Annotated in this window: 23 protein-coding genes; 13 read left to right on the forward strand and 10 right to left on the reverse strand. The window is 70.4% G+C overall.

Features of this window, described 5'->3' with window-relative positions:
- The first annotated feature begins 221 nt into the window (after positions 1 to 221).
- On the forward strand, positions 222 to 617 hold the full coding sequence (locus AB0B94_RS13065; protein ID WP_357275700.1) for a DUF3224 domain-containing protein: 396 nt from the start codon (positions 222 to 224) through the stop codon (positions 615 to 617).
- Positions 618 to 661: 44 nt separating this feature from the next.
- Here AB0B94_RS13065 and AB0B94_RS13070 read toward each other — a convergent pair whose 3' ends face one another.
- The 4 genes from AB0B94_RS13070 to AB0B94_RS13085 all read right to left on the reverse strand — a co-directional run bounded on the left by AB0B94_RS13070 (position 662) and on the right by AB0B94_RS13085 (position 7,061).
- The gene (locus AB0B94_RS13070; protein ID WP_357275713.1) at positions 662 to 2,851 is read right to left on the reverse strand and encodes a UvrD-helicase domain-containing protein; all 2,190 of its coding nucleotides are present in this window, start codon (positions 2,849 to 2,851) and stop codon (positions 662 to 664) included.
- 530 nt (positions 2,852 to 3,381) lie between these two features.
- Positions 3,382 to 3,936: a hypothetical protein gene (locus AB0B94_RS13075; protein ID WP_357275718.1), complete on the reverse strand. Its 555-nt coding sequence runs from the start codon at positions 3,934 to 3,936 to the stop codon at positions 3,382 to 3,384.
- A gap of 126 nt (positions 3,937 to 4,062) precedes the next feature.
- Positions 4,063 to 5,910 (reverse strand): glycoside hydrolase family 15 protein, encoded by a 1,848-nt coding sequence (locus AB0B94_RS13080; protein WP_357275721.1) that lies wholly within the window; start codon positions 5,908 to 5,910, stop codon positions 4,063 to 4,065.
- A gap of 146 nt (positions 5,911 to 6,056) precedes the next feature.
- A complete protein-coding gene (locus tag AB0B94_RS13085) occupies positions 6,057 to 7,061 on the reverse strand; it encodes a LacI family DNA-binding transcriptional regulator (RefSeq protein ID WP_357275727.1) in 1,005 nt (334 codons plus the stop codon).
- A gap of 262 nt (positions 7,062 to 7,323) precedes the next feature.
- Between AB0B94_RS13085 and AB0B94_RS13090 the strand changes: the two genes are divergently transcribed.
- From AB0B94_RS13090 to AB0B94_RS13110, 5 genes are all read left to right on the forward strand, one after another.
- Positions 7,324 to 8,508: an extracellular solute-binding protein gene (locus tag AB0B94_RS13090; RefSeq protein ID WP_357275736.1), complete on the forward strand. Its 1,185-nt coding sequence runs from the start codon at positions 7,324 to 7,326 to the stop codon at positions 8,506 to 8,508.
- Entirely contained in the window at positions 8,505 to 9,503 is a 999-nt protein-coding gene (locus AB0B94_RS13095; RefSeq protein ID WP_357275746.1) for a sugar ABC transporter permease, read from the forward strand. Before AB0B94_RS13090 ends, AB0B94_RS13095 begins: the two co-directional genes overlap by 4 nt.
- A 2-nt stretch (positions 9,504 to 9,505) precedes the next feature.
- Positions 9,506 to 10,366, forward strand: a complete 861-nt coding sequence (locus tag AB0B94_RS13100) for a carbohydrate ABC transporter permease (protein WP_357275751.1) — start codon at positions 9,506 to 9,508, stop codon at positions 10,364 to 10,366.
- 38 nt (positions 10,367 to 10,404) lie between these two features.
- Positions 10,405 to 12,729: a glycoside hydrolase family 3 N-terminal domain-containing protein gene (locus AB0B94_RS13105; protein WP_357275760.1), complete on the forward strand. Its 2,325-nt coding sequence runs from the start codon at positions 10,405 to 10,407 to the stop codon at positions 12,727 to 12,729.
- 376 nt (positions 12,730 to 13,105) lie between these two features.
- Positions 13,106 to 13,546: a DUF5980 family protein gene (locus AB0B94_RS13110; RefSeq protein WP_357275765.1), complete on the forward strand. Its 441-nt coding sequence runs from the start codon at positions 13,106 to 13,108 to the stop codon at positions 13,544 to 13,546.
- A 45-nt stretch (positions 13,547 to 13,591) separates the two neighbouring features.
- Here AB0B94_RS13110 and AB0B94_RS13115 read toward each other — a convergent pair whose 3' ends face one another.
- The 3 genes from AB0B94_RS13115 to AB0B94_RS13125 form a co-directional block, all read right to left on the reverse strand.
- Positions 13,592 to 14,452, reverse strand: coding sequence for an oxygenase MpaB family protein (locus AB0B94_RS13115; RefSeq protein ID WP_357275773.1), 861 nt, complete (start codon positions 14,450 to 14,452; stop codon positions 13,592 to 13,594).
- The gene (locus tag AB0B94_RS13120) at positions 14,449 to 15,129 is read right to left on the reverse strand and encodes a haloacid dehalogenase-like hydrolase (protein WP_357275779.1); all 681 of its coding nucleotides are present in this window, start codon (positions 15,127 to 15,129) and stop codon (positions 14,449 to 14,451) included. The genes AB0B94_RS13115 and AB0B94_RS13120 overlap by 4 nt, the downstream gene beginning before the upstream one ends.
- A gap of 65 nt (positions 15,130 to 15,194) precedes the next feature.
- Positions 15,195 to 19,277, reverse strand: coding sequence for a tetratricopeptide repeat protein (locus tag AB0B94_RS13125; protein ID WP_357275783.1), 4,083 nt, complete (start codon positions 19,275 to 19,277; stop codon positions 15,195 to 15,197).
- A 73-nt stretch (positions 19,278 to 19,350) separates the two neighbouring features.
- Between AB0B94_RS13125 and AB0B94_RS13130 the strand changes: the two genes are divergently transcribed.
- The gene (locus tag AB0B94_RS13130) at positions 19,351 to 19,512 is read left to right on the forward strand and encodes a hypothetical protein (protein ID WP_357275788.1); all 162 of its coding nucleotides are present in this window, start codon (positions 19,351 to 19,353) and stop codon (positions 19,510 to 19,512) included.
- Complete coding sequence (locus AB0B94_RS13135) at positions 19,509 to 20,147, forward strand: hypothetical protein (protein WP_357275793.1); 639 nt, start codon at positions 19,509 to 19,511, stop codon at positions 20,145 to 20,147. Before AB0B94_RS13130 ends, AB0B94_RS13135 begins: the two co-directional genes overlap by 4 nt.
- A 51-nt stretch (positions 20,148 to 20,198) precedes the next feature.
- Here the strand turns inward: AB0B94_RS13135 and AB0B94_RS13140 are convergent, their stop codons facing one another.
- The gene (locus AB0B94_RS13140; RefSeq protein ID WP_357275798.1) at positions 20,199 to 21,245 is read right to left on the reverse strand and encodes an SMP-30/gluconolactonase/LRE family protein; all 1,047 of its coding nucleotides are present in this window, start codon (positions 21,243 to 21,245) and stop codon (positions 20,199 to 20,201) included.
- 283 nt (positions 21,246 to 21,528) lie between these two features.
- On the opposite strand from AB0B94_RS13140, the gene AB0B94_RS13145 reads away from it, so the two are divergent.
- The 4 genes from AB0B94_RS13145 to AB0B94_RS13160 all read left to right on the forward strand — a co-directional run bounded on the left by AB0B94_RS13145 (position 21,529) and on the right by AB0B94_RS13160 (position 25,131).
- On the forward strand, positions 21,529 to 22,707 hold the full coding sequence (locus AB0B94_RS13145; protein ID WP_357275805.1) for a MalY/PatB family protein: 1,179 nt from the start codon (positions 21,529 to 21,531) through the stop codon (positions 22,705 to 22,707).
- A 234-nt stretch (positions 22,708 to 22,941) separates the two neighbouring features.
- A complete protein-coding gene (locus AB0B94_RS13150; RefSeq protein WP_357275811.1) occupies positions 22,942 to 23,457 on the forward strand; it encodes a SigE family RNA polymerase sigma factor in 516 nt (171 codons plus the stop codon).
- Positions 23,454 to 24,623, forward strand: a complete 1,170-nt coding sequence (locus AB0B94_RS13155) for a hypothetical protein (protein WP_357275815.1) — start codon at positions 23,454 to 23,456, stop codon at positions 24,621 to 24,623. Before AB0B94_RS13150 ends, AB0B94_RS13155 begins: the two co-directional genes overlap by 4 nt.
- Before the next feature lie 124 nt (positions 24,624 to 24,747).
- Complete coding sequence (locus AB0B94_RS13160; protein WP_357276742.1) at positions 24,748 to 25,131, forward strand: hypothetical protein; 384 nt, start codon at positions 24,748 to 24,750, stop codon at positions 25,129 to 25,131.
- Positions 25,132 to 25,146: 15 nt separating this feature from the next.
- On the opposite strand, the gene AB0B94_RS13165 is transcribed toward AB0B94_RS13160, so the two are convergent.
- A complete protein-coding gene (locus AB0B94_RS13165) occupies positions 25,147 to 25,542 on the reverse strand; it encodes a hypothetical protein (protein WP_357275820.1) in 396 nt (131 codons plus the stop codon).
- 125 nt (positions 25,543 to 25,667) lie between these two features.
- Between AB0B94_RS13165 and AB0B94_RS13170 the strand changes: the two genes are divergently transcribed.
- Positions 25,668 to 25,898 carry a hypothetical protein gene (locus tag AB0B94_RS13170; protein WP_357275823.1) on the forward strand — a complete coding sequence of 77 codons (231 nt, stop codon included), beginning with the start codon at positions 25,668 to 25,670 and terminating at the stop codon, positions 25,896 to 25,898.
- Positions 25,899 to 25,905: 7 nt separating this feature from the next.
- On the opposite strand, the gene AB0B94_RS13175 is transcribed toward AB0B94_RS13170, so the two are convergent.
- A complete protein-coding gene (locus AB0B94_RS13175) occupies positions 25,906 to 26,781 on the reverse strand; it encodes an alpha/beta hydrolase (RefSeq protein WP_357275832.1) in 876 nt (291 codons plus the stop codon).
- Positions 26,782 to 26,831 lie beyond the last annotated feature (50 nt).

The raw sequence follows: 26,831 nt of genomic DNA on the forward strand, positions 1-26,831 counted from the left end.
CCACCTGACGGACAGCGGCCGTGGAGCGGGTGCCCAGCTGCCAGGCTGACGGCACCACCGACGACGCGGCTAGGTGACGGGAACGGGGGGAGGGGCGAGCAGGGGTGCGGTCCTCCGCCGGAAGCACCGAGCGGGGCCTGCGAGGGTCATGGTCCGGGGGATGTCAGTGCCGTGTGCGAGGCTGCGACGCGATAAATGCGATCACGGTGGAAGGGTGCGGAATGAGTACGAAGGCTGGCGGGACCTTTGACGTCACATCATTCGAGCCGGAGGTGCTCGACGAAGGCTCGGGGGCCGCGCTTGGCCGGGCCCGGCTCACCAAGACCTTCCAGGGCGGCCTGGCCGGCATCAGTACGGTGAACATGCTGTCGGTGGTCGATGTCGAGGGCACCCCCGCTGCTTATGTCGCCGTGGAGCGATTCACTGGCGAACTCGACGGCCTCAAGGGCTCGTTCGTCCTCCAACACAGCGCACCCGGCAGCCACGGTGAGCAACTCGCGATCCGCGTCGTCCCGGGAACGGGCTCCGGTGAACTGACAGGGATCGTGGGGGCTTTCGAGATCGTCCAGTCCGACGACGGCAGCCACTCCTATGTCTTGGAGTACACCCTGGCCTGACGCATCCCCGCCACCGTCCAGAACCGCATTTCCACACATGCGGTTCATGCGGGTGCCGATTGTTGCGTGAGGGTCAGCTGTCCGAGTTCCTGGGTGCATCGGGTGAGCGCCACGTAGAGGCCGTTCCAGCCGCGCGGTTCGGCGGCGATGCCCTGCCTGTCGATGAGGAGCGTCGCGTCCCATTCCAGTCCCTTGGACTGGGTTGCGGTGAGCACCGGCACATCGCTCAGCACGGCTTGCAGTGTGGCGATGCGCTCCGCCGGGGCTATGACGCCGACAGTGCCGCCGTGCCACCGTTGCCGCAACTGCCGCACTGCTTCGACGGCGACGCCGGCAAGCTCAGCGGGCGTGACTGTGCGCTCCCAGGGGGCGATGCCGGCGGAGCGTACCGCTCGTGGCGGCGTGTTGTGACTGCCTGCCTTCTTCAAGACCGGTTCGGTGAGGTCCATGACCTCGCGGGGGGTCCGGTAGCAGATGGTGAGTTCCGCTGCGGTCCAGCGGTCTCCGAAGGCAGCCCGTACCGCCTGCGCCCAGCTGGTGTGCCGGTGGGCTGCCTCGGCCTGGTCGATGTCGCCGACGGCGGTGATGGAGCGACTGGGACAGCGCCGCAGGACCATCTGCCACTGCATCTCGGACAGCTCCTGCGCCTCGTCGATGACGACGTGGCCGTACACCCAGCCGCGCATGCGGCGAGCACGTTCGGCGAGGAACTCGCCCTGTGGTTGCGGGGCGCCGACCTCGCCGAGCAGGTCGGCGAGGGCGTCGAGCAGCGGGATGTCGCTTGATGCCCATGGGGCGGGCTCGGCCGCGACGGCGGTGATCTCCTCGGGGGACAGTTGCGGGGCGAACCGGGTCAGCAGGGTGCGGTCGGTCAGGAGGTCACCCAGCAGGGTCTCGGGGTCGAGAGTGGGCCACCATGCCTCGATGAACCGGGCGATGGTGGCGTTCTCGGCGATACGACAACGAAGCTGCTCGACCTCCTCATCGGAGAGCAACCCGTCGATGTCGCTGCCGGTGGACGTCGGGGTGGCGGAGTGGTCATGCGCCATACCGTTGTCCACGCGGGCGAGGATGTCCTCGAAGCCTTCCTCCATCTCCTCCATCAGCGTCTCGCGCTGCTCGGCGACGACATCGGCCAGGAGGTGGTGCAACTGCTCGGCGAACACCGCGCGGGCGCTGTGGTACGGGCGTCCCTGCGCCGCCGAGGCGAGCGCCTGCGCCACAGTTGCGGTGGGAATGACGTAGAAGTCGCCCTCCCAGCGCAGCTTCAGCTCGCGAGGCCGGGGGAGCAGCGACGCGACATAGCCTTCGAGCGCGGGCTGCCAGAGAGCGCGGCCCTTGATCTCGGCGAGTAGTCGGCTCTCGTCGCGGCCTACCTGGATGTCGGCCAGCAGGGTGTCGCAGGTCGCCGAGACGACGGCGGTTTCACCGAGCGCGGGCAGCACCTGGGCGATGTACTGGAGGAACCGCGGCGACGGGCCCAGGACCAGGACGGCCTGGTCGGCCATCTTCCGGTGGGTGAACAGCAGGTACGCGACGCGGTGCAGGGCAACCACTGTCTTGCCCGTGCCGGGACCGCCCTGGACGATCAGCGGGCCGGTCGCCTCCGCCCGGATGATGTCGTCCTGTTCGCGTTGCAGGGTGGAGATCGCCGTCGACATGCGACCGGTGCGGCGCTGGTCGAGGGCGGCCAGTAGCGCACCTTCGCCGACGAGTTCCGCGGTCGCGCTGCCGTCCAGGGGTTCGTCGTCCACGCCGACGACGGCCGATCCGGTGGTACGGATGTGCCGGCGCCGCGCCTGACCCTGTGGGTCGACGGCCGTCGCCGTGTAGAACGGCCGAGCTGCGGGAGCGCGCCAGTCCACCAGCAGTGGCTCAGTGTCCTCGCCGTCGTTACGGAGACCGACACGGCCCACGTGGCGCACTGTGCCGTCAAGGCCGTCGAGGCGGCCGAAGACCAGCGCCTCCTCCGCTCGCCGTAGCTCGTCGTACTGCTGGCGGAGCATGCGCTGCCGGGCCTGTTCCAACGCGTCCAGGGGCTCTGACGAAAGCTCGACCTGTAGGTGATCGGCCAGCCTGTCGCGCTGGGCGGTGGCCAGGTCCAGAAACGCCTGTTCCTCGGCGACCGCGGATCGGCGCGCGGCGCCCTCTGCGGCCGAGGCCGGCAGGTGGCCGTCAGGTGCTACTTCGCTGACGCCAGCGGTGCCGTTGCCCAGAACAGACTTCCGGTGCATTCGCAAATCCTTGTATCGGGGTGACCCTCGGCCCGGATGAGCCGCAGCCTATTCGGCGGCAAGCATAGAGTTGGTTTCCCTCACCGGCCAGGAAATCCGCCGGCAGAGATCGGAATCTCAATGCCTTGCAGTTCCGGGGTTGTTTGTGGCCTCACCAATCTCGATTCGCTATTGACAGTGCGGTCGTCATCTGTTCTGCGGCGCGTTCCGAGCAGGAGAGCGTTGATGCCCTACTGAACGCCCCTGGGTCGTTACTCGGTCGACGGCTCAGGGACCGACTGGGTCGCCTTCCACGCATTCTTGCCGGCCGCCGACTTCGACAGCCCTCATGTGTGGCGGGGCCCCTGTCGGCCGTTTCCGAACTGTTCGAAGAACGTGGAGGGTGTTACCCGTTCTCACCGACCATGGACGTCCTGATCCGTCTGGACGGACCACGACCTGGTCGGCACGAAGGTCAGTGGGTCCAGGCAACTGGTCGAGCCGGTCAGGGAGTCACCCCGCTCTGGAGGCGGTGCAGTGGCGCGGCCAGGTCAGCTCAACGTGAAGGACACGTCGTCGACGTCGAAGGTCGTGGCGCCGTTGCCGGCTGTCTCGCTGGCGAGGAAGCTGGCCGTCGCGGTGCGTTCGGTGGTGGCGGTTCCGCTCGACATGACGTACTGCCGCCACTGCGCCCCGCCGTCGAAGGCCAGCGAGAACCTCGTCTTCGGGGGTATCCCGGTGACCGCCAGTCCGACGTTCAGGTAGTCGCCGCGGCTGGTCTCCGTGGTGGTGGTCCGCACCCAGAAGCGGACCGTCAGGTCGCAGTTGGCCGGCACCGTGACGGTGCTGCGCAGCAGGTCACCACGTGTCACGTCCAGTCCGGCGAAGGTGGCGTACGCGCGGCCGGTGTGTGCGGGCCGGGTCGCGTCGCCGAGCACGACGATGCGGGGGCCGGCCGTCCACTCGGCGGTGCCGCGCTCGAACCCCGGGTTCGGGTGGATCTGCCCGGTGCAGGGCGGGTCGGCCGCTGGCTGGCCGTGGGACGCGCTGCCCGTGGCCAGGAGCAGCAGGGCCGCAACCGAGACGGTGGTGACGAGTGCCTTCATCGGTTCCCCCAGGTCAAATATTCGAGATGGTCGATGTCTTTCGACCATGCGCGATGGACGTGGGCGCGTCAAGCCCTTCCCGCCGTCGGCTCCGCGTGGGCGGCGGCCGGCCGGAGCATGCTGCCGCTACCGCCTGCGGCGGGAGTCGGCCTCGCTGTCGAGCAGATCGTTGAGGGTCAACGCGGAATTGATCAATGAGAGGTGGCTGAACGCCTGGGGATAGTTGCCGATCTGTTCTCCGGTCGCGGCGATCTCCTCGGCGTAGAGGCCGAGGTGGTTGCTGAAGGTGAACATCTTCTCGAACGTGAGTCGGGCGTCGTCGAGGCGGCCGGAACGGGCCAGCGCCTCGACGTACCAGAAGGTGCACATGTTGAAGGTGCCCTCGTGGCCCGGGAGGCCGTCGGGGGAGTGGACCGGGTCGTACCGGTGGACCAGGCTGTCGGAGACCAGTTCACGCTCGATCGCCTGCAGGGTGGACTGCCACAGCGGATCGCTCGGCGTGACAAAACCGACCGCCGGCATGGCGAGTAGCGCCGCGTCCAGCACGTTCTCGTCGTACGCCTGCACGAAGGTGCCGCGGGCCCGGTCGTATCCGCGCTCCATGACCTGGTTGTAGATGCGGTTGCGCTGCTCGGTCCAGCAGGTCATGTCCCCGGGGCGGCCGGTGCGGGTGGCCAGCCGGATGGCCCGGTCCAGCGCGACCCAGGACATCACCCGACCGAAGGTGTAGTTGCGGGGGTGGTGACGGCTCTCCCAGATGCCGGCGTCGGGTTGGTCCCAGTTGTGGCAGAGCCAGTCGACCAACCGGACGGTGCTCTTCCACACCTGGTGCGAGACGCGGATGCCCTGCTCGTCGGCGAGGTGCATGGCGTAGAGGGCCTCACCGTGGATGTCGAGCTGGAGCTGGTCGGCGGCGCCGTTGCCGATCCGCACCGGCCGGGAGCCGCGGTAGCCCTCCAGATGGTCCAGCACCTCCTCGTGCAGGTCGGAGGAGCCGTCCACCCGGTACATGATCTTCAGCGGGTCCTGGTGGTCGCCGGCCTCGCGGATCCGCTCGTCCAGCCAGTTCATGTACTGGCTGACCTCCTCGGTGAAGCCGAGGCCGAGCAGCGCGTGCACCGAGAACGACGTGTCGCGTACCCAGGTGTAGCGGTAGTCCCAGTTGCGGGTTCCGCCGACCAGTTCGGGCAGCGCGGTGGTGGGTGCGGCGATCATCGCGCCGGTCGGCGCGTACGTCATGAGTTTGAGCGTGATGGCTGAGCGCTCGACCATCTCCCGCCAGCGGCCGGTGTAGCTGGAACGTTCGAGCCAGCGCCGCCAGTAGTCCCGGGTCCACTCGAACATGCCCTGGATCTCTTCCGGCGCGAAGATGCGCGGTTCGGCGCCGCCCGTCTCCAGGACCACGCCGCCGGTGTCGCCCTCGTTCAGCGTGCCGTACGCGACCAGGTCGCCGCCCTCAAGGTGGACGTCACCCTGTTCGGAGATCAACCGCCGCACCGGGTCGACCGGATTGAACGTCAGCGTCGCCGACCGGCTGCGGAAGACGTAACCGTTGTGGTGGCGCTCCAGCTGATGCTCTTCGCGGGCGTAGTCGAAGCGCGGCCGGCACTCCACCCGGAAGCGCATGCTGCCGCGGACCATGGTGACGGTGCGGACCAGCCGATGCGTGTCGGTGGCCCGCTCGCCGGTGACCGGCATGAAGTCCATCACCTCGGCCACCCCGTCGGCGCTGATGAACCGGGTGATCAGGATGGGTGTGCCGGGCAGGTAGAGCTGCTTGGTCACGTACCGCACGTCGTGCGGCGAGATCTGGAAGTAGCCGCCCTTCTCCTTGTCGAGCAGGGCGGCGAAGATGCTCGGCGAGTCGAACCGCGGCGCGCAGAACCAGTCGACGGTGCCGTCGCACGTCACCAGCGCGGCGGTCTGCAGGTCGCCGATGAGCCCGTGATCCTCGATCGCCGGATAGCTGTCCACGTCTCTCCCCGGTTCGGCTGCGTCCTGCGCACCGAACCTAGGGGAGGAATTGTCGCCTTAGGTGAGATTCACGTTCCGCCACCCTGTCGCGTACCTCCCACCTGCCACGGCGACGGCCGGGGTCCCTGCGCCGCCTGGCCCGGGTGTCAGTGCAGCGGGCGGCAGGAGGACCGGATGACCAGCTCGGTGGGGAGCCGGATGTGGGTGTCGCGTTCGACGCCGGCGATCAGGTCGACGAGCAGGCGCAACGCCTCGGCGCCCATCCGTTGCAGCGGCTGCATGATGGTCGTCAGCGGGGGGTTGACCAGCGCCGACTCCGGTACGTTGTCGAAGCCGATCACCGACAGGTCGTCGGGCACCGACAGGCCCATGTCGCGGGCCACGGTCATCGTGGAGATCGCGGAGAGGTCGTTACCCGCGAAGATCGCGCTCGGCCGGTCGGTGAGGGCGAGAAGCTCCGCGGCCGTGCCGGCGGCGCTCTCGATCCGGAATCCGCCGACGCGCACGAGCCGCTCGTCCACCGGCACGTCGGCGTCGGCCATCGCACTGCGGAAGCCGGCCTCGCGCAGCTGCGCCGACTTCAGGTCCGTGCGTCCACTGATGTGCCCGATCCGCCTGTGGCCGAGCGACAGCAGGTAGTTGGTCGCCAGCACGGCGCCGGCGAAGTTGTCCGAGTCGACGGTGGGCAGGTCGGAAGGGCCGGTGTGTGGGTCGACGGCCACGACGTGGAAGCTGTGTTCGGTCTCGACCACCGTCGGCGTGACGATCACGGCGCCGTCGATGAGTGTGCCGGAGAGTCGGGCGAGCGAGCGCCGCTCCCACCCCACCGCGGCGCCCTCGCCGTCCCCGCTGGAGTAGGCCAGTAGCTGGTATCCGCTCCCGGCTACCTCCTGCGACGCTCCCTTGAGCAGTTCGGTCGAGAACGGCTCGAACTCGGCGACCAGGATGCCGAGCACGTTGGTGCGGTGGCTGCGCAGGCTCTGCGCCCCCAGGCTCGCCTCGTAGCCGAGCTCGTGGATGACCTGCTGGACGCGCTCCACGGTTGCCTGGGCCACGCCGTAGCGGCCGTTGACGACCTTCGACACTGTCGCGACCGAGACGCCGGCGGTACGTGCCACATCCGACATCTTGACGCGCTGCTGAAACACCACGTCGATGATGATAGGGCCCCGCGGCGGGTGCGTCGCCACCGACTCGAAAACGTTATCGATACCGATTGACATCAAGTTACATGACTGTAAAACTTCGCCGCAGGCCGAGTACCGCGACTGACTAGTCGAGGAGACATCGATGGCAACGAAGCGGCGTGCGAGTGCCGTCCTGGCACTGTTAATGACAAGTGTTCTCGTTACCGCCGGCTGTAGCGGCGGCGGCGAAGAGGCGGCCCCTCAGAGCGAGCTGTACAAGGACCCGGTGACCCTTACCTGGTGGCACAACGCCTCACAGGACGGGCCGGGCAAGACCTACTGGGAGAAGGTCGCCAAGGACTTCTCCGCACTTCACCCCACCGTCAAGATCGAGATTGAGGCGATCGAGACGAACCAGCTCCAGCGCACCCGGCTCCCTGCCGCGCTGCTGAGCAGCGACCCGCCGGACATCTTCCAGGCCTGGGGCGGCGGCGAGATGACCGAACAGGTCGAGGCCGACTACCTCAAGGAGATCACCGACCAGGTCAAGACCGAGGTAGGCAACATCGGCAGCGCCGCGGAGATCTGGCAGGTCAAGGGCAAGCAGTACGGCCTGCCGTTCCGGATGGGCATCGAGGGCATCTGGTACAACAAGGACATGTTCGCCGCGGCGGGCATCTCGGCTCCGCCGACCACCTTCGAGGAGCTCAACACCGCGGTCACCAAGCTCAAGGCGACCAACGTCATTCCGATCGCCGTGGGCGCCGGTGACAAGTGGCCGGCCGCGCACTGGTGGTACAACATGGCGCTGCGCGCCTGCTCGGTCGACACCCTCAAGAAGGCATCGGCGGAGAAGAACTTCGACGATCCGTGCTTCGTGAAGGCCGGCCAGGACCTGAAGGCGTTCATCGACACCAAGCCGTTCCAGCCCAACTTCATTGCCACGCCGGGCCAGAACGACCCGACCAGCGCCAACGGCATGCTCGCCAACGGCAAGGCCGCGATGGAGCTCATGGGTGACTGGAACCGCGGCACGCTGGACACCGTCACCACTGACAAGGCGAAGCTCGCGTCGTTCCTCGGCTGGTTCCCGGTGCCGGCGATCTCCGGTTCCCCGGGCGACCCGAAGGCGGCTCTCGGCGGTGGCGACGGGTTCTCCTGCGCCAAGAACGCCCCGGCCGAGTGCGTCGAGTTCCTCAAGTACCTCGTGAGCCCCGAGGTGCAGAAGGGCTACGCCGAGACCGGCACCGGCCTGCCTGTCGCCAAGGGTGCGGCGGACGCCGTGAAGGACCCCGCGCTGAAGTCCATCCTGGATGCCACCTCCGGAGCGAGCTACGTCCAGCTCTGGCTGGACACGGCGTACGGCAGCACCGTCGGCAACGCGATGAACGACGCGATCGTCGCCATCTTCGCCGGCAACGGGACGCCTGAGAAGGTCGTCTCGGCAATGAAGGCGGCCGCAAGCAAGTGACCTCCGCCAACCAGATCAGTATGCCCGCCGGCGGCGCTTCCGCGTCGCCGGCGGGCCCCCACAGGGCCGGGCGCGACGCCGCCCGCCGAGCCGACAACCGCCGCAAGTGGTACGAGATCATCGGGCTCACCACGCCGGCCGTCCTGATCTATGTGATGTTCGTGCTGGTGCCGATGGGCTTCGCGGTCTACTACAGCCTGTTCCGGTGGCGCGGGGTCGGGCCTCCCACCGAGTTCGTCGGTCTGCGGAACTACACCCTCGCCTTCCAGGATCCGATCTTCCTCGACGCCTTGCGCAACAACGCGCTCATCGTGTTCGGGTCGCTGCTGATCCAGGGCCCGATCGCCCTGGGCGTCGCCCTGCTGCTCAACCGTCGCTTCCGTGGGCGGGCCGTGTTCCGCCTGCTGGTGTTCGTGCCGTACGTGCTGGCCGAGGTCACCGTCGGCATCATGTGGAAGCTGCTGCTGACCGGCGACGGCACTGTCGACGCGCTGCTGCGGTCGCTGGGAATGGGCGGCCTGGTGCAGGCCTGGCTGGCGGACCTGGATGTCGTCATCTGGACCCTGCTGGCCATCCTGACCTGGAAATACGTCGGCTTCGCCATCATCCTGCTCCTCGCCGGGCTGTCCAATGTGCCCGACGAGCTGACCGAGGCGGCGGCCATCGACGGCGCGAGCTGGTGGCAGATTCAACGGCACGTCACGATCCCGCTGCTCGGCCCGACGATCCGGATCTGGATGTTCCTGTCCATGATCGGCTCACTGCAGATCTTCGACATGATCTGGGTGACCTCGGTGCCAGCGGTGCGGTCCCTCGGCGCATCGGCCACCATGGCGACATACATGGTGGACAACGGGTTCTTCGCCCGGCTGTGGGGCTACGGCAACGCTGTGGCGGTAATCCTGTTCGTCATCTCCTTCGTCGCGGCGCTGCTGTTCCAGCGGTTCCTGCTCCGCCGCGACATCGAGGGCGCCATCACCGGAAGGGCGAAGTGACGATGGCCGTGAACTCGGTTCTCCCCAAGTCCACCGGACGCCGTCAGGTCTCCTGGGGCACGCCGCTCACCTACGCGCTCGCCCTCGCGATCGCTGCGGTGTCGATCGCCCCGGTCATCTACGTGGTCATCGGCGGTTTCCGCACCACCCCGCAGATCGTCGCTGACCCGGCCGGCCTGCCCGACCCGTTCGTCTGGGACAACTACGCCAGGGTGCTGACCCAGAGCAACTTCTGGCAACAGGCGTTCAACAGTGCGGTCATCGCCCTGGGCACCACGCTGGCGGTGGTCGTGCTCGGACTGGCCGCCGCGTTCGTGCTCGCCCGCTACCGCTTCCGCGGGCGGGAAGGGCTCTACACCTTCTTCACCCTCGGTCTGCTGTTTCCGGCCGGGGCGGCGATCCTGCCGCTCTACCTCATGCTGCGTGACCTGAACCTGATCAACTCCTACTACGCGGTGATCCTGCCGCAGGTCGCCTTCTCACTGCCACTGACGATCGTGATCCTGCGTCCCTTCCTCTCGGCCATCCCGAGAGAGTTGGAGGACGCCGCCGCCATCGATGGTGCGAGTCGGCTCGGCTTCCTCTGGCGCGTCGCGATGCCGCTGTCGCGGCCCGCGCTCGTCACCGTCGGCGTCCTGGCGTTCGTGGCGAGCTGGAACTCGTTCCTGCTGCCGCTGCTCGTCCTCAGCGACGTCAACCTGCACACCCTGCCGCTGGGCGTGCAGAACTTCTCCAGCCAGTACACCACCGACACGGCAGGCGTACTGGCCTTCACCTCGCTGGCGATGCTGCCGGCGCTGCTCTTCTTCACACTCGCGGAGAAGCAGATCGTCGGTGGTCTGCAGGGTGCGGTCAAGGGCTGAGCGGCAGCGGTACGAGCACAACCACAGGAAGGCACAGCATGACTGAGGTCCACGCGGTAGTGGGCGGGCCGGTGCCGGCTCAGGCAGGTCCGGAGCACGGCCGACCGGATGGGCGCGACGGCGAGGCCCGCCTTCGCGATCTCCTCGGCCGGATGACGATCGAGGAGAAGATCGCTCAGCTCGTCGGCTTCTGGGAGAAGGAGGACGGCGAGGCCGTCGCACCGTTGCAGGGGGAGTTCGGCGACGCCTTCAAGCTCGAAGACTTCTCCCGGCACGGGCTCGGTCACCTCACCCGCACCTACGGCACCCGCCCTGTGGACGCGGTCGAACACGCGGCCTGGTTGTGGAAGTTCCAGCGCGACCTGGTCACCGGCACCCGGCTCGGCATCCCAGCGATCGTCCACGAGGAGTGCCTCACCGGGCTGTCCGCGTGGAGGGCGGCCACCTTCCCCACCCCACTGGCCTGGGGTGCCGCGTTCGACCCCGACCTGGTCACCGAGATGGCCGCGGCGATCGGCTCCTCGATGCGGGCCCTGGGCGTACACCAGGGGCTCTCACCGGTGCTCGACGTGATCCGTGACCCCCGCTGGGGCCGAGTGGACGAGTGCATCGCCGAAGACCCGTACCTGGTCGGCACCATCGGCACGTCGTACGTGCGAGGCCTCCAGTCGCAAGGGGTGCACGCCACCCTCAAGCACTTCGCCGGCTACTCCGCCTCGCGCGCCGGGCGCAACTTCGGCCCGGTGCACATCGGCCGCCGGGAACTGGCCGACGTGCTGCTCCCCCCGTTCGAGATGGCCATCATCGACGGCGACGCCCGCAGTGTCATGCACTCGTACACCGAGATCGACGGGGTGCCCGTCGCCGCCGACCCGACGATGCTGACCGGCATCCTGCGTGACCAGTGGGGCTTCGACGGCACAGTGGTGGCCGACTACTACGGTGTCGCGTTCCTGAACCTGCTGCACCACGTGGCGAGCGATCACGCGGACGCGGCCGGGCAGGCGTTGACCGCCGGCCTCGACGTCGAACTGCCGACCGGCGACGCCTACCTGACCCTGGGGGAGTCGGTGCGGGCGGGCAAGCTCGACGAGGCGCTCATCGACCGCGCGGTGCTGCGGGTGCTGCGCCAGAAGCAGGACCTGGGTCTGCTCGACGCGACCTTCAGCGACGAGCCGCCCCAGGCGATCGACCTCGACTCGCCCGAGCACCGGTCGATCGCCCGCCGGCTCGCCGAGGAATCGATCGTGCTGGTCGCGAACCGGGACGCGCTGCCGCTGCCCACCGGGCAACGGGTGGCAGTCGTCGGCCCGAACGCCGACCGGCAGAGCGCGCTCTTCGGGTGCTACTCATTCCTCAACCACGTCCTCGTCCAGCACCCCGGCGCGGAGGCCGGCATCGACGTGCCGACAGTGCTCGACGCCGTGCGGGCCGAGTTCGGCGGCGACCTCGTCACCTGGGCACGCGGCTGCGACGTGGACACCGACGATCGGTCCGGCTTCGACGAGGCCGTCGCCACGGCCTCCGGCGCGGACGTGGCCGTCCTGGTCGTCGGCGACCACGCCGGCCTCTTCGGACGCGGCACTGTGGGCGAGGGCTGCGACCGGGACGACCTGGAGCTGCCCGGCGTCCAGCGCGAACTGGTCGAGTCGGTGCTGGCGACCGGCACACCTGTCGTCCTCGTGCTGGTCACCGGCCGGCCGTACGCGATCGGCTGGGCGCTCGCGCGCTGCGCGGCGGTGGTGCAGGCGTTCTTCCCGGGTGAGGAGGGCGCCGGGGCGATCGCGGGGGTGCTCTCCGGGCGGGTCAATCCGTCGGGCCGGCTGCCCGTGACCCTGCCCGGGTCGGCCGGCGCGCAGCCGTACTCCTACCTGCACCCCACTCTCGGTGCGGGCAACGCGGGGACCAACCTGCTGGCGACGCCCGTGGCGCCGTTCGGCCACGGCCTGTCCTACACGACATTCGCCTACGACGAGCTCACAGTGCCCAGCACGGCGCCGACCAGCGGGGCGGTAGGGGTGACGGTGCGGGTGACGAACACCGGCGCGGTCGCCGGCGACGATGTGGTCCAGCTCTACGGTCGTGACGTGGTCGCCTCGGTGACCCGGCCGGTGGCGCAGCTGCTCGGCTACCGGCGGGTCCACCTGGAACCGGGCCAGTCCGTCACCGTCGAGCTGACGGTGCCCACCACCCGGCTGGCCTTCTCCGACCGCACGTTCACCCGCGTCGTGGAGCCCGGAGACATCGAGCTCTGGGTCGGCACCAGCGCGCGGCGGGACACCCAGGCGCTGACCACGCTGGTTGGTGACACCGTCGCGGTCACCAACGCCTCTGCACGCTGGACCAGCACCAACGTCCGCTGAGAACCGGTCCGTCGCCGTCCCAACGGACGTTCGGCGGGCCGGCTCCACTGGCGTCCCGGTGCCCATTCCGTCCCCGCCAGGAGTGCCAATACGGCCAGGCGGGTCGGATCGAGCAGGGCCTGAATCGTCAGGCGTTCATGACCCTTAATGCGATGGCAAAGACGGATATCTATGTCAAGCGTATTTCAGAAACCTCTGAAATGCGGCTGTCGCACTGGTCAACGGCCACCTACCGGGCTAGCCTCCCGTCGAGGCGGGCTGCCGGATCGGCGGTCGGCTCCGCTGTTCCGCGGATCAGCAGGTCGGGGTTCGGCGTGTCCCGCCGACCTCGTGCGGCGCTCGCCAGTTCCTGCCGCTCAGAGCTGAGGAGTCGATGGTGAAGTTCACTCACACGGCATCACGGATCGCTGTCGCCGCGGTGGCGACAACACTGCTCGCCCTCTCCGGCGGCACGCCCGGCTCGGCGGCGCCCGGCACGACAACCACGCACACCCCGTCGACCTGGACCCTCGTCGACCTGCCGCAGCGGCTCTGCGCAACCCCCGACGACCCGCGCGCTCTGTACTTCTTCGTCGTGCTCGACGGTACGTGGTCGGCACCGGTCACCGCTGACTACACGGGCATGCCGGTCGGCGTCGAGGTGTACAGCCCGTTGACCGCCCTACCCGGTTCCGGGGACGGGCACGTCGTTCAGATCCTGGCCGCGTTCCGGCTGAGCGGCGTCGCGCCCGGACGGTACGTCCCCCAGCTCCGGGTCACCGACGGCGCTGTCACGCAGAGCGCCCCGGTCGTCCTCGACGTTCGTTCGTCCTGCTAGCGGGCGGCGCGCGTCCGAGCCGACGACGCGAGCAGCACCGACGAGCTACTCGCGCACACCGTCCTGCTGGGGGCCGAGCTGGCTGATCTCGTACCCGTCGGGGTAGCTCCTGGCCGTGATCCCGTCGGCGAACAACGCGGTCGTCAGTGGTGCCCCGAACCACCGCTGCAACCGCGAGCGCGTCCGTAGGGCCAGGTGCAACCCCGCCCGGACCGGCCAGGCTGGCGTGTCGACCCGCGTCGCGCGCCGCAGCGGCGCGTCGTACAGGGCGCTGACCAGCGCGTTTCCCAGCGGGGTGAACATCCGGGGGATCCGGGTGAGCATCAGCATGCGGGTGGCGCGTTCGATGGCCGCCGCGTCGTCGTTGGGCTGCAGGTGAGCCGCGTCGTGCGCGTCGAACCAGGTCTCGAACTCGTCGTACGACCCGGGGATGGCGGTGATGCCCATCCGTCGACCCAGCTCGCGGTAGAACAGGTATGTGGCGTGCCGTTCGTGGCAGCAGGGCGGGCGCCAGCCGTACTCCTGCAACCACCGGGTGGGGATCACCACCAGGCAGCCGAGGACGTAGCGGAAGTCGTCGTTGCTGATGTCGTACCGACCGTGGATCTGGTTGACGCGCCGCAACGCGTCACGGCCCCGAGGCTGGTCGAAGCCGTTGAGCACCATTTCGTACATCAGCAGGCCGGTGTCGTCGATCCGCTTCTGGGTGCGTTCGGTCAGCTCGCCCGTGGCGGTGTGCACGGCGGCGATGGCGGGGATGGAGAACGACCGGTTGAAGGCGAGGTTGAGCCCGAGCTTCATGTCCCACGGAAACTCGTAGCGCAGCATGGTCTGGTAGATGACCAGGTAGTCGCGCTCCGGGTCGAGAGCACGGGTGCGGGTCAGGTTGTCGTAGCGGCCTCTCATCGGCGGACCTCCGGACCCTGGCCACCCGACCAGGTGACGGTGGTCAGCCGGGCGCCGAGCAACCGGCGCGCCCGGGCGACCTGACGCGCGTTCGCGTTGACCAGCACCGGCTGGTCGGCGGCGCCGAGGATGGGCAGATCCGACAGCGAGTCGCTGTAGGCCACCCGCCATGGTGGCGTCACCCCCTGGCCGGCGAGCTGCGCCATCTTGGTCGCCCCGTGGTTGTGCACTATCAGCCTCGGCCCGCGAATGTGCGAGGCCACCAGCTCGACACCGGCGAGGCCGATCGCGTCGAGCACCGCGCGCGCCAGGGTGTGCTCGCAGGCGGTCACCACGATGACCCGGTCGCCGGCGGCGAGGTGGGTACGGATCATCCGCAGACCGGGCGCGATCATCCGCCCTGGCTCCGCGCCGAGGTCCGCGCCGAAGCGTTCCAGCTCTGCCCGCAACTCGTCGGCGTTCCGGCCCCACAAGCCGATCCGGCTCACCCACCGTGCCGCCCACGGACGGAGGGCGGGAACGGTGGCGACGGGCGCGAGGAGAACGAGCACTGCGACGGCGAGCGGCAGCCGGGCACCCGCGAAAGCAGTGCGTCGCAGGAACAGCCCAAATGCGTCGCCGCGCAGCAGTACGCCGTCGAAATCGAAGATCACGGTGTCTGCGGTCGACGCCCTCATCGGTCTATCGCCCCCGGTGCCACGGGCGGTTCGCCATGAGCCGAGTGTACGGGTGCCCGGGTGGGTCAGGTCGGCTCGGCCGCGGCCGGTAGCACCGCGATCAGGTCGAGCACCGCGACGGCGCGGGCCGGGCCGAAGGCGTCGGTGAGGATGGCAGTGAACTCCTCGTCGCCGAGCCGGGCCCGCAGTTCGCGCAGCGCGTTGAGGTCGAGCGCGGCGTTCGTCGAGCCGATCTGCCGGTCGATGTTCAGTGCCTCGACGATCAGCGGGATGCCCTCCGCGGGGTGGCCCTGCTCGACGCGCAGCTGCCCGAGCGCCACCTGATCGAGCGCCACCTCCTCCCAGTTGCCCTGCTCGCTGTCGATCCGCAGGCAGGTCCGGTAGCACCGCTCGGCCAGGGCCCGGTCGCCGCGCAGGCCGGCCACCCGGCCGAGGTGGAAGGTGCTGTTGGAGACGCCCGACAGGTTCCCGAGCCGCTTCTTGATCGCTATGGAGCGGCGGTAGAACCCATCCGCGCCGGCGAGATCCTCCTGCTCCTCGCAGACCCGGCCGAGCTGGTGCAGGACGATGGCCTGGTTGGGCTCGTGGCGCAGCACCCGGTAGACCTCCAGCGCCTGCTCGTAGCGCGACCGGGCCTCGGCCAGCCGGCGGGTCTCCAGCGCCACCATGCCGAGGTCCTCGTGGCACTTGGCGACCCCCGCCTGATAACCAGCGGCGGCACAGATCGGCAACGCCCGTAGCAGGCACATCCGGGCGGTGCCGAACTCACCCGCCCGGGCGGCGGCGATGGCGAGCAGGACGTACCCGCTGCCGAGCGGCGTCGGGTGGGAGCCGTCGAACCGGAACCGCAGGTACGCCTCGACCCACTCGGCCCGCTGCGCCGCGTGTCGCGGATCGAGGTGCCGGGCCAGTACCGCGGAGAAGGCCTGCCGGCCCAGCTCCAGGCGCTGCACGGCCAGCCATTCCAGGGCCGCCTGGAGCGGCGGCTCGTCGTCCCCGCCGATCGCGTTCACTGTGTGCGGCACCGCCTCGGCAGCCCGGCCGAGGACAGTTCGGACGCCGCCGAGCAGTTCGTCGCAGCGGCGCAGCAGCCGGTCCTCGCCGAGGGCCGCGACGATCGTCCGGGCGCTGTCGAAGCAGCTCTCGGCGAATGCGAGGTCGTCGAGGTCGCGGGAGAGGTGACCGAGCAGCAGCGAGCACTCCGCGATGTGACCGTTGCTGCCGACCTCCTCGAAGATCGTCAGGGCGGCACGGACCCGCTCCTCGGCGATCTCGTACGCGAACTGGGCGAGCGCGATCCGCCCGAGCATCACCAGCCCGCTGCCCTGCCGGACCCGCGCGCCCAACCGTCCGTAGGTGGTGATCGCCACCTGGATGCACTGCTCCGCCTTCACGAAGTCCCGGGCCTCGAAGGCGAGTACGCCGATCTGGTGGTGGCTCGCCGCGATCCCGTCCAGGTCGTCGAGTTCCCGGGCGATCGCCAGCTCCTGCAGGTAACGCGACATGGCCAGTTCGCCGTCGCCGTCGCCGCGGGCGATCCCGGCGAGCTGGTGCAGGGTCCGGGAGACCGCCGAGCGGTCGTCGAGCCGGCTCAGGATCGTCAACGCCTCCTGGAACAGCCGCCCCGCTGTCTCCCGGTCGCCCCGGTTGTCGGCGACCAGGCCCAACTGGTGCAGGAGTTTGCCGACCCCGCTGTCGTCGCCGAGATCCCGGTAGACGGTGAGCGCCGCCTCGTAGCGCTCCGTCGCCTGCGGGTACTCGCCACGGCTGAGGTGCACGTCGCCGAGTCCCTTCAGGAAGCTCGCCCGGCGCGCCGAGCCCGGGGGCGCCAGCGGCAGTAGCTCGCGCCAGATCTTCTCCTCCCAGGCCCAGTGCCCGGCCGTGTGCAACTCCTGGCAGGCCAGCTCGGAGTAGGTGACTACCTCGTCGGTGTCGCCCGCGGCCAGGTGGTGGTACCGCGCCTCGACGGCCCGGCGGATGAAGTCGTGCTGGTCGGTGCTGGAGCGGGCCCGCCAGCCCCAGTAACGGCCCGCCCGGCGGTGCGCGTCGAGCACCGCGTCGCGGCCGGCGATCCGCAGCAGGCTCGCCGCCGTCCACCGGTGCACCAGGTGACCCCCGGTCACCGGGGCGAGCAGCCCCAGCTGTGACAGCGTCTCGACCGACTCGTCCAGCCCCGCCGGTGCCGGCGGTGGGTCGTCGCCGTCCGCCGGGTCGGCGAGCTGCCAGGCGAGGCCGGTCCGGTCCGCCGGGGTGCGGTACACCGCCGCGCCGAGCAGCAACCGGCGTGCCGCCGGGACGGCTTCCAGGCGGGCGAGCAGCCGGGGCAGCAGCACATCCTCGGCGGCCAGCGCGCCGGCCTCGGCCAGCGGCGTGCCGACCCCGGCCAGCCCGGTGTCCCGGCCACCGCCGGCCGCGGCCAGTCGGCCGGCGACCTCGTCGGATCGGTGGGTGCCGCCGCGCAGCAGGCCGTCGAGGTATTCCAGCGCGCGCGGGTGACCACCCAGCCGGTGCCACATCCGTTGCTGTTCCGCCGGCGCCAGCTGACCCACCCCTGGCAGCCGCCAGAGCAGCTTGCGGGTCTCCTGCCAGGAGAGCGGACCGAGGTGACAGGTTTCCAGACCGGTGACCGGGAACGGGTGCCGGCTGGTCACCACCAGCTCGTGGCGGGACGCCCAGGCGGTGAGGAACGCGGCCAGATCCGCGTCGGCCAACAGGTGCTCGGCGTCCAGCGCGTCCTCGGCGTTGTCGAGGACGAGCAGAAGCGGCGGGCCGTCGGTGCCGATCGCGTCCCACCGTCGCCGCCAGTCCTGGCCCGGCTCGGCGAGGGCGACGAGCCAGCGCCGCAGCGGGTCGTCCGGGGTCGCTGCGGCGCACCGGCTCTGCACCTGGCGGCGCAGCTCGTCGAGGATCCCGTCGACGGTGCCGTCGCCGTGGGTCGCGACGACGATGCCACCCGCGTCGTGGAACCGCCGCGCGAGTTCCGCGGCGAGGCTCGTCTTGCCGATCCCGCCGATGCCGTGGACGAGAACCCGCAGCTTCCCCCGGGACAGCCGGCGCAGGATCTCCCGGCGGCCCACGAAGTCCGTGGGTGCGCGCACCACACCGTCCCCGACGAGCGACTGGCCGGGCGGTGTGGCGACGGCAGCGTCGTCCCGTCCGCCGGCCAACCGCAGCCCGGGGTCGGCCAGGAACAGCGTCGGCATCCACCACTCGGCGGCGGTCGGGGCCAGCTCGCGGCGTACGGCGGAGACCTCCGCCAACAGCTCCGGTTCGCTGCGGGCGGCCAATCGCTCGTAGAGCCGAGCGCAGAACTCGATGGTGTACCAGTCGCTGACCGTCCCGTTCATCGCCAGCACTCCCGGCGCGCCGTGGGTCAGCAGCGCGCCGGCCAGCCCGGGCAGCTCCCGTTGATCCGGGCGCGCGGTGGAGCAGCCGGCCAGCACGATCAACGGCACGGTCCGGCCCGGCGGCAGCACCTCGGCCAGCAACCGCGCGGCGTCCACGCGGTCCTCCGTGCCGGTGGGGGTCTCCAGCAGCAGTGCGCCGGGGCGCGCGTGACTGGAGATGTGCAGGACGTGAAACGGCTCCTCGGCGAGGGCGGCCCGGATCGCTGCGGCGCTGCCCCACTCCAGGACGCGCACCCGCACCCCGTGCCGATGCCCGGGTTCCACAGCGCCGAGGATCCGACCGAGTTCCCGCTCGTGGTCCAGCAGCGGGTGGGTCGAGTCGTCAGGGCTCGCGATCGCCGCGAGCATCCGCAGTGGGCCGTCCACCCGGACCGTGGGTGCCGGTGTGTCGGGGCCGGTGCGGCAGACGTCGACGTCGGGGTGCAGGGCCAGCGGCGTTTCCTCGCCGGGCAGCACCAGGGTCTCCCAGGGCAGGTCCGCCAGGGTCGGGTCGACGACCTCGATGCCGAGCCGGTGCCGGCCGGGGCGGTCGAGTTCAGCGCGCAGGACCGGGCCGGCGGCGTCGAGGAAGCGGCGGCCGAGTGCTACACCGACCTCGTACGACAGCTGCACCGAGGGGCCGCCGCGCAGCCGCCAGAGCAGGTCGGCGCTGCGTTGATCGGCTGGGCCCACCGGGTGTCGGCGCCGGTCGCCCCGAACGGCCAGGACCACGTCGGTCGCGCTGACTGTCAACCGGATCAAGAAGGCCCCCTGCGGTCACCCGGCGGACGACCCGACGCCGAAGTGGATTGCCGGGCTGACCGATACTGTATCCATGGCTGACGATCCTGAGGAGCTCGCGCAGGTCAACGCCGTGCGCATCAACGACAGCGGCGAGCTGGAGTTCTTCGACGGCCAGCGCTGGCTGCCGTACACCGATCTGCCCGACGACGAGACCGGCCCGTTGGGTGTCGTCTTCCGCGACGACAGTCGATGACCGGGGAAGCGCCGACGAGCGGCGCGGGGTTGGACGCGCTGCCGTCCCCGTTGGACTCGGTAGCGGACAGTCGGGCGGCGGCACGGTGGATCATCTCCTCGGCCGGCGCGGTGGGCGCGCTGCTGCTCGGCGGCGGCCCGCTGATCGCCGCCGGCACTGTCACCGACTGGGCCCATGCGGCGTGGGCGGGTGGCGGTCTGCTGGTGACACTGCTCGGCGTGGCCTGGGCGATCTGGCGGACCAGCGAGGTGCTCGTCCCGCCGATGACCACGCCGGCGACGCTCACCGGGCCGGAGCTGCGCGGCCTGCGCGAGCGGCTGGAGGCCGAGCCGTGGTACCACTTTGGCGGGTACGCCGGTGACGTCGACTCGCTGCTGCGTCATCGCCGGATCGCCGCGGAGATCACCTGCCGCCTGTCGACGGCCCCGCCGCAGGAGCGGGCCGCCCTGCGGGCAGGGCTCGCCACCGCGCGCCGCAACATCGCCCGGACCGACCCGTACCTGCGCTGGCTGCTCGCCACGGCGCACGCCTGGCAGGTCCGGGAGGCGTTGCGTCGGGCCCGCCGGCAGACCTTCCTGGCCGCCGCGCTGGTGGTGGTCGGGGCGGTGGTGTTCATCGCCGCGACCGCCGGATAGCGCGCCGCCTCGTCGGGCTACGACGGAGGCGGCGCGCCGATCAGCCGTCGGTCAGTACGGATATCCGGGGACGTTGAGCCGCACGCTGTAGAGCCCGGAGTCGCCCCACCGGCCCGACGTGACGAAGAGGGTCTGCCGGTCGGGGCCGCCGAACGCCACGTTTGTCGTGCCGGAGTTGCCCGACCGGATCGTGCCGAGTTGGGCGCCAGCGGGGGAGTAGACGTGGACCAGGGAGTCCCCGCCCGAGGTCCAGTACACGTTGCCGGCGCAGTCGATGGTGCCGCCGTCCGGGCCGCCGATGTAGTTCACGAAGACGCTGCGGGCGCCGATGCTGCCGTCGGGCTGGACCGCGTACTTGTAGATCTTGTTCTCGGAGTAGGCGCCGACGTACAGCGCGGTCCCGTCCGGCGAGAGCGAGATGCCGTTGGGTTGGCGCAGCCGATCGTCGACAAGCGACACCTGCCCGTTGGAGACGCGGAAGACGCTGGTACGACCGCTCATCTGGTCGGGGCGGTTGCCGCGCTGGAAGTTGGGGTCGGTGAAGTAGACGACACCGTCGGAACGGACCGCGACGTCGTTCGGCGAGTTGAACGCCCGGCCCTGGTAGTTCGCCGCCACGGTGCTGCGGGTCCGGTCGCTCAACCGGTACGCGGACACGCTCCGCTGGTCGTGGGTGGCCGCGACGAGTTGCTGGCCGTCGGCGCTGAGGGCCAGGCCGTTGCTGCCGGCGTCGGCGATGAACGTGTCGAAGCCCGCCTGCGGGGTGAACCGGCGGATCGTCGACGGCTGCACGTTGTACGGCCCGGTGCCGGCGGCCATGTCGGAGAACAACAGGTAGCCGCCGTCGGCGACCCAGACCGGCCCTTCGAGGAACGTGAAGCCGCCCTGGATCCGCGGGGCCGTCACGGTGCTGGCCGGCAGCGGTGGGCCGTAGCTGGCCCCCGTCGGGCAGGCGCCGGGCGGTGCGCCGGGCGGACCGGCGAGCGCGGCGTGAGCGCTGACATGGGCAGCGTCGGCGGCAGCACCGGCGGGCAATGGGGTGGCGCTGACCGCCAGGCACAGGCCGGCCAGCGCGGCAATGGTTGGACGCCAGGTCATCGAGTACTCCAATCGGCGTCGAGGGTGGCGATGGCCGGCGTGCGAGGTCGGTGGCTGGCACGGCGTGAGGGCGGGCCGTCGATGTGGATATTCGGGAGCCTAGGTTATGAACCGGCAACCCGCAGCAATCTTTCGCCGTTGATTCCGAGCGGGACGAGGGTGGCAAATACAAAGACGCTGGTCAATGGCATAACCATCTCCGTAAATCCTTCCGGTACGACCACAGTGGACGAATCAGTGGTGACCTGAGGCGTCTGCCGGCGGCAGGGAATAGGGTTGGGTCATGAGTGGCCTGCTCGGTGGTGCCCGAACCGCGGTCAATCCCCTCCGCCAGCTCACGATCGACCAGCTCCGGCAGCGGACGAGCCTCAAGTGGCGGGAGTACCCCGACGACGTGCTGCCGCTCTGGGTGGCCGAGATGGACGTGCCCCTGGCCGAGCCGGTCGCACGGGCGATCACCGATGCCGTCGCGCGCGGAGACACCGGCTACACCGCAGGAACGGCGTACCCGCAGGCGGTGGCCGAGTTCGCCGCGCAGCGGTGGGGTTGGGACGGGCTGGCCGTGGAGCGCACCGCGGTGGTGCCCGACGTCATGCACGGCGTCGTCGAGGCGGTGCGGCTGGTCACCGAGCCGGGGGACGCGGTGGTCGTCAACTGCCCGGTCTATCCGCCGTTCTACGAGTCGGTGGCGCACGCCGAGCGCCGGATCGTGGAGGCACCGCTCGGCGAGGACCGGCGGATCGACCTCGGCGCGCTGGAGGATGCGTTCCGGCGGGCTCGCGCCGGTGGACGGCAGGCCGCGTATCTGCTCTGCAGCCCGCACAACCCGACCGGCGTCGTGCACAACGCGGCCGAGTTGACCGCCGTCGCCGGACTGGCCCAGCGGCACGGGGTGCGGGTGGTCGCCGACGAGATCCACGCTCCGGTGGTGGCTGGGGGCGCGCGGTTCGTGCCGTACCTCTCGGTGCCCGGCGCGGAGAACGGCCTGTCGCTGATGTCCGCCTCCAAGGGGTGGAATCTGGCCGGCCTACGCGGCGGGCTTCTGGTCGCCGGCCCGGCCGCGGCCGGGGACCTCGCCCGTGTCCCGTTCGGGGTCAGCGTCAGCACCAGCCACCTCGGCGTGATCGCCCACACCGCCGCCTTCCGCGACGGCGGCGAGTGGCTCGACGCCCTGCTGGCCGGCCTGGACGACAACCGTCGGCTCCTGACCGCGCTGCTCGCCGAGCACCTGCCGGCCGTCCGCTACCAGCCCGGCCAGGCCACCTATCTGGCCTGGCTGGACTGCCGCGCCCTGGGCCTCGACGACGACCCGGCCACCGTGTTCCTCGACCGTGGCCGGGTGGCGCTGAACTCCGGACTGGCGTTCGGCACCGGCGGTGTGGGGCATGTCCGATTGAACCTGGCCACCGCGCCGGAGCTCATCATCGAGGCGGTACGCCGGATGACCAGCGCCGTTGGCTGAGACCGGGCGGCCGGCAGCAGCTGTGTTTCGACTCCTTCCCCGGCTGTTGCGCCGGGAGGCCCTACTGGCGCTGGCGGCACCGACCCGCCTCGCGGCACGCCTGACCCGCTGATCCGTCCGCCGCCGGGTCCGGGCGGGACCCCGGCCGATCGGTAGGGCTTCCGACAGTTCTTCGACGGGGACGCAACCTGATGATCGTCCGGTCCCGTCGAGCTTGCGGAGGAGGGAGCCTCGATGGTGGATGCCGAGGGTGAGTTCGTGGAGTACGTCTCCGCGCGACTGCCGAGCCTGCACAGGACCGCGTTCCTGATGTGCGGCGACGCCCATCTGGCCGACGACGTGGTGCAGCAGACGGTCACGGCGCTCTACGTGAACTGGCGCCGGGTCAGCCGGGCCGACAACGTCGACGCGTACGTACATCGGATGCTGGTGCACAAGCTCGTCGATGAGAAACGGTTGAGCTGGGCGAAGGTTCGCCTACTGGGGTCGGTGCCGGAGCCGGAGCGCTCGCCGGTGACACCGCACGACGACCTGGCCGAGCGGGGCAGCCTGCTCGCCGCGCTCGCCCGCCTGCCGCGCGGCCAGCGCACGGTGCTGGTCCTGCGGTTTCTGTGCGACCTGTCGCTGGCCGACACGGCCGCCGCGATGGGCTGCTCCGAAGGCAACGTGAAGTCGCAGACGGCTCGGGCGTTGGCGGCCGTCCGCCTGGTGCTCGACGTCACCGAGATGGCAGTGAGGAGTCCGAGATGACCACGGTGGACGAGCAGCGGATCGCCGAGCTGCTGCGGTCGGCGCCGGCGCCGGAGCCGCGGGTCGACCTGAGCCGGGCGGTACGCGACGGTCGGCGGCGCCGTCAGCGTCGCCGATTCGGCGGGATCGCCGCGCTGACGGTGCTGGCCGGGGTCGGTGTCGTGGGTGCCGTCCAGGTCGGCGGGACCACCAGCCCACCGGCTCCCACCACGCCGGCGCTCGCTGTGTCACCGGCGGGAACCGGGTCGGCCACCTCCCGCCCGCCGGTCACCTGCCAGGCGTCGTGGTTGCCGCAGCCGGTCGGTGGTCCGGTCGCGGTGGCCAACAGAGTCGACAGCACCGGACGGCACATCGTCGGCGACATCGGCACCGGGCAGGAGGACGGCCGGGTCGTGCTGTGGACCGACGACCGGCCGGTAGTCCTGCCGGCCACCGCGCGACACGCGGCCGCTGTCAACACCCGCGGCGATGTGGTCGGCACCAACGGCGACGGCATTGGCTGGCTGTACCGGGACGGGAAGCTGCGTTTCCTGGCCACCCCGCCCGGCTACGACGCGGTGCTCGTGCACGCCGTCAACGGTCGGGGCGACATCGTCGGCACCGCCCGCAGGTCCGACGACTCGCACCAGGCTGTGACGTGGTCGACCGACACCCCCCAGAAGTACCGGCTGGTCGGAAAGCGAGGGTCGTCAGCGACCGGGATCACCGAGGACGGCACGATCGTCGGCACGGTGGGCGATCTGCCCTACCGGTGGACGCCGCAGGGCGTCGGGGCGGCGCTGGCGCTGCCCGACGGCTATTCGCGTGCGTCGGTCGGGTCGGCGCGCGGCGAATGGGCGATCGGCATGGTTCCGGGCGGCCAACGCAGCGGCGCCGTGCAGATGCTGCCGGTGCTGTGGAACCTCGCCAGCGGAGCGGTGAGCCTGTTGCCCTTCCCGGGGGCGAGCGGCATCGCCGGCAGTGGTGACGTGCTGGTCGCCGACGGTGCGCCGCTGGTAGTGGCCTCGGACGGGACCTCCCGCCGGTTGCCGGGCCGACCGGAGGTCCGGGCGACCGAGGCGGGCACGTACACGGCGGAGGGGATCAGCGACGACGGTCTGACCGTGGTCGGGGCCGTCTACGAGAACCAGGCGTACCGGCCGCTGGTGTGGCGGTGCACGCGGTGAGGGGTTGAGCGGCCCAGCCCGAACTCCGTGGTGGGGGCGTGCCGTCCGGACCGTTTCAACCGACCGGTTCCGTGGGTACGCTCCCACCGGCTGATCACCCGATCGACGGAGACTCCCAGTGATTATGGCTCTGCTGCTCGACCTCGCCAACATCGTCGGTGGCTTTCTGCTCGCCGTGGCGGTGCTGCGGCTGCTGCCACGAGTCGGCGATGACCTGGGCCGCCTCGCCGGTCGGGCCGCCCCGATCGGGTGGGTGGTCGGCCTCGTGGCTCTGGTGACCGGCGGCTACTACCTCATCGTCCACCTGGTGTCCGGGCCCCGGGTGTTCCACTTCGAAGTGGTGGGGATCGGGGTGGGGCTCGCCCTGCTGTGGGGCCGGTTGACCGGGCGGTCGACGCCGCGCGACGAGCAGTCGGACGGCGCCACCGGCGTCCGGCTGTTGCTGGCGATCTTTGGCCTCATCGCGATCGTCGTCGGCGTCCAGGGGCTGTTCACCCCGGACGGCTGACCGCGAGTTCCCGGGTCACGTGGTGGACGGTCGCGGCGCCCGAGTGCCCGCAGCGCTGGCGATCAGGAGTATCACCGCTGGTAGGAACGCGACACCGATGCCCAGCCCGAGCAGCAGCCCCCAGCCGGTGAGGACGAGCGCGGCCACCACATCGGCGACCACTGTCAGTCGACCGACCCGCTGCGCGACAACGGGCAGCAGCGCCGCGACAACGGGAACACCGAGCAGATAGCTGGCCGCGGTGCCCGAGTCGTCCACTGTGAAGGGAACCAGCACGGCGGCCACCAGCGCGGTGATCGCCAGGGCCGACCATCTGAGCACCGACCGGGTGTTGGTCGGCTTACGGACCAGGACCACGAGACCAGTGAGCACGACACCCACTATTGCGCCGACGGTCGCCAGACCAGTCATAAATGCCCTCCTCGACCGCAGCGGGTGGCGTTTAATCGAAGACGGCGGATCGTCGCCCCCGTGTCTCACGATACGGCTGGTCGGCCAGCTGCACGAGATCCGACGTCGAGCAAGGAGGTCCCGGCATGCCTCTCCTACGAATCCACCTCGGCACCGACCGGGGCACCGCCCGCCGGGTGCTGCAACTGCATCAGGAGGGCAGGGTCCATCACGAGTCGCGGGAGGCGGCCCGGGAACAGGTGTGGCGTCAGGGCCACACCCCGTGCGGCGACCCGGTCTTCGTCGGCGTCACCAACGGCCGCCGCGACGTGCAGTTGCTCTACGACGTCGATGTCTACTCCGACGCCACCGGCTGAGCAGAGGTCAGCCGGCGTCCAGCACCTCGCGCAGTCGAGCGGCGAACTCCGCGGGCTTGCCCGCGTAGCCGAACTCGCCGCCGAGGAACCCGCCGTGGTGGCTCGGGAAGACCACGGCCTCCTGGCCGAGCAGCGCCGCGAGGCCCAGCGCCGTGCGGGCGGTGTACGTGCCGGCGGACTCCTCACCGACAGCGACCACGATCCGGGTGGGCGCGGCGGTGAGCACGTTCGCGTCGGGACGGTAGTCGGTGACCGCCCACGAGCTCTGCGACAGCAGCGGATCGTCGCGGCTGCCGTCGTCGTCGGCGGCCATGCCGAACATCGCCGGGTCGGGGGTTGGCTGGGCGAAGTAGGCATCGGTGAACTCGCCCTGCCAGGACGTCATGGCGATGAACGCGGCCATCCCCGCACCCGCGCCGTTCGCCTGGTACGCCTCGTAGAAGCCGGCTCGGGCGCGCTCGGCGGCAGTGGCGTCGGGGAGCACGGCGTTGATCGGTGGTTCGTGCGCCACCAGGGTGGCGACGTCGTCCGGGTGGGTGGCGACCAGTTCGAGCGCTGTCACCGCGCCACCGCTGCTGGCCAACACGTCGACCGGACCGACGTCGAGCGCCTGCACGAGCGCGTGCAGGTCGGCGGCCTGCTGCTGCGGCGTGTGGTCGGACCGACCGTCCTTGCGGACGCTGCGGCCCAGGCCACGCGGGTCGTAGGTGAGGACCGTGCGGTCCGCGAAGTGCGGGGCGAGCGCGGTGAAGCCCTCCGCCGTCATCGGCTGGCCGATCATGAGCAGCGCACGATGGCCGCCAGTGGGAGGTAGCGGGCCGCGGACGTCGTAGACCAGGTCGACGCCGGGAATGACCAGGGTGTGCGTCTGGATGTCCTGCATCCGATGAGACTACGGTCGGCTGACCTGTGTCGGGTGTCATGCGGCCGGCG

The organism is Micromonospora sp. NPDC048986 (assembly GCF_040649335.1).
In the GTDB taxonomy this organism is placed as follows: Bacteria; Actinomycetota; Actinomycetes; order Mycobacteriales; family Micromonosporaceae; genus Micromonospora; species Micromonospora alfalfae.

Excerpts from the sequence above, each read along its gene's own strand:
- AB0B94_RS13065 (WP_357275700.1), top strand. The coding sequence starts at position 222 with ATGAGTACGAAGGCTGGCGGGACCTTTGACGTCACATCATTCGAGCCG.
- AB0B94_RS13145 (WP_357275805.1), top strand. The coding sequence starts at position 21,529 with ATGAGTGGCCTGCTCGGTGGTGCCCGAACCGCGGTCAATCCCCTCCGC.
- AB0B94_RS13135 (WP_357275793.1), top strand. The coding sequence starts at position 19,509 with ATGACCGGGGAAGCGCCGACGAGCGGCGCGGGGTTGGACGCGCTGCCG.
- AB0B94_RS13170 (WP_357275823.1), top strand. The coding sequence starts at position 25,668 with ATGCCTCTCCTACGAATCCACCTCGGCACCGACCGGGGCACCGCCCGC.
- AB0B94_RS13100 (WP_357275751.1), top strand. The coding sequence starts at position 9,506 with ATGGCCGTGAACTCGGTTCTCCCCAAGTCCACCGGACGCCGTCAGGTC.
- AB0B94_RS13160 (WP_357276742.1), top strand. The coding sequence starts at position 24,748 with ATGGCTCTGCTGCTCGACCTCGCCAACATCGTCGGTGGCTTTCTGCTC.
- AB0B94_RS13070 (WP_357275713.1), bottom strand. The coding sequence starts at position 2,851 with ATGCACCGGAAGTCTGTTCTGGGCAACGGCACCGCTGGCGTCAGCGAA.
- AB0B94_RS13150 (WP_357275811.1), top strand. The coding sequence starts at position 22,942 with ATGGTGGATGCCGAGGGTGAGTTCGTGGAGTACGTCTCCGCGCGACTG.
- AB0B94_RS13155 (WP_357275815.1), top strand. The coding sequence starts at position 23,454 with ATGACCACGGTGGACGAGCAGCGGATCGCCGAGCTGCTGCGGTCGGCG.
- AB0B94_RS13140 (WP_357275798.1), bottom strand. The coding sequence starts at position 21,245 with ATGACCTGGCGTCCAACCATTGCCGCGCTGGCCGGCCTGTGCCTGGCG.
- AB0B94_RS13165 (WP_357275820.1), bottom strand. The coding sequence starts at position 25,542 with ATGACTGGTCTGGCGACCGTCGGCGCAATAGTGGGTGTCGTGCTCACT.
- AB0B94_RS13105 (WP_357275760.1), top strand. The coding sequence starts at position 10,405 with ATGACTGAGGTCCACGCGGTAGTGGGCGGGCCGGTGCCGGCTCAGGCA.
- AB0B94_RS13115 (WP_357275773.1), bottom strand. The coding sequence starts at position 14,452 with ATGAGAGGCCGCTACGACAACCTGACCCGCACCCGTGCTCTCGACCCG.
- AB0B94_RS13075 (WP_357275718.1), bottom strand. The coding sequence starts at position 3,936 with ATGAAGGCACTCGTCACCACCGTCTCGGTTGCGGCCCTGCTGCTCCTG.
- AB0B94_RS13175 (WP_357275832.1), bottom strand. The coding sequence starts at position 26,781 with ATGCAGGACATCCAGACGCACACCCTGGTCATTCCCGGCGTCGACCTG.
- AB0B94_RS13130 (WP_357275788.1), top strand. The coding sequence starts at position 19,351 with ATGGCTGACGATCCTGAGGAGCTCGCGCAGGTCAACGCCGTGCGCATC.
- AB0B94_RS13120 (WP_357275779.1), bottom strand. The coding sequence starts at position 15,129 with ATGAGGGCGTCGACCGCAGACACCGTGATCTTCGATTTCGACGGCGTA.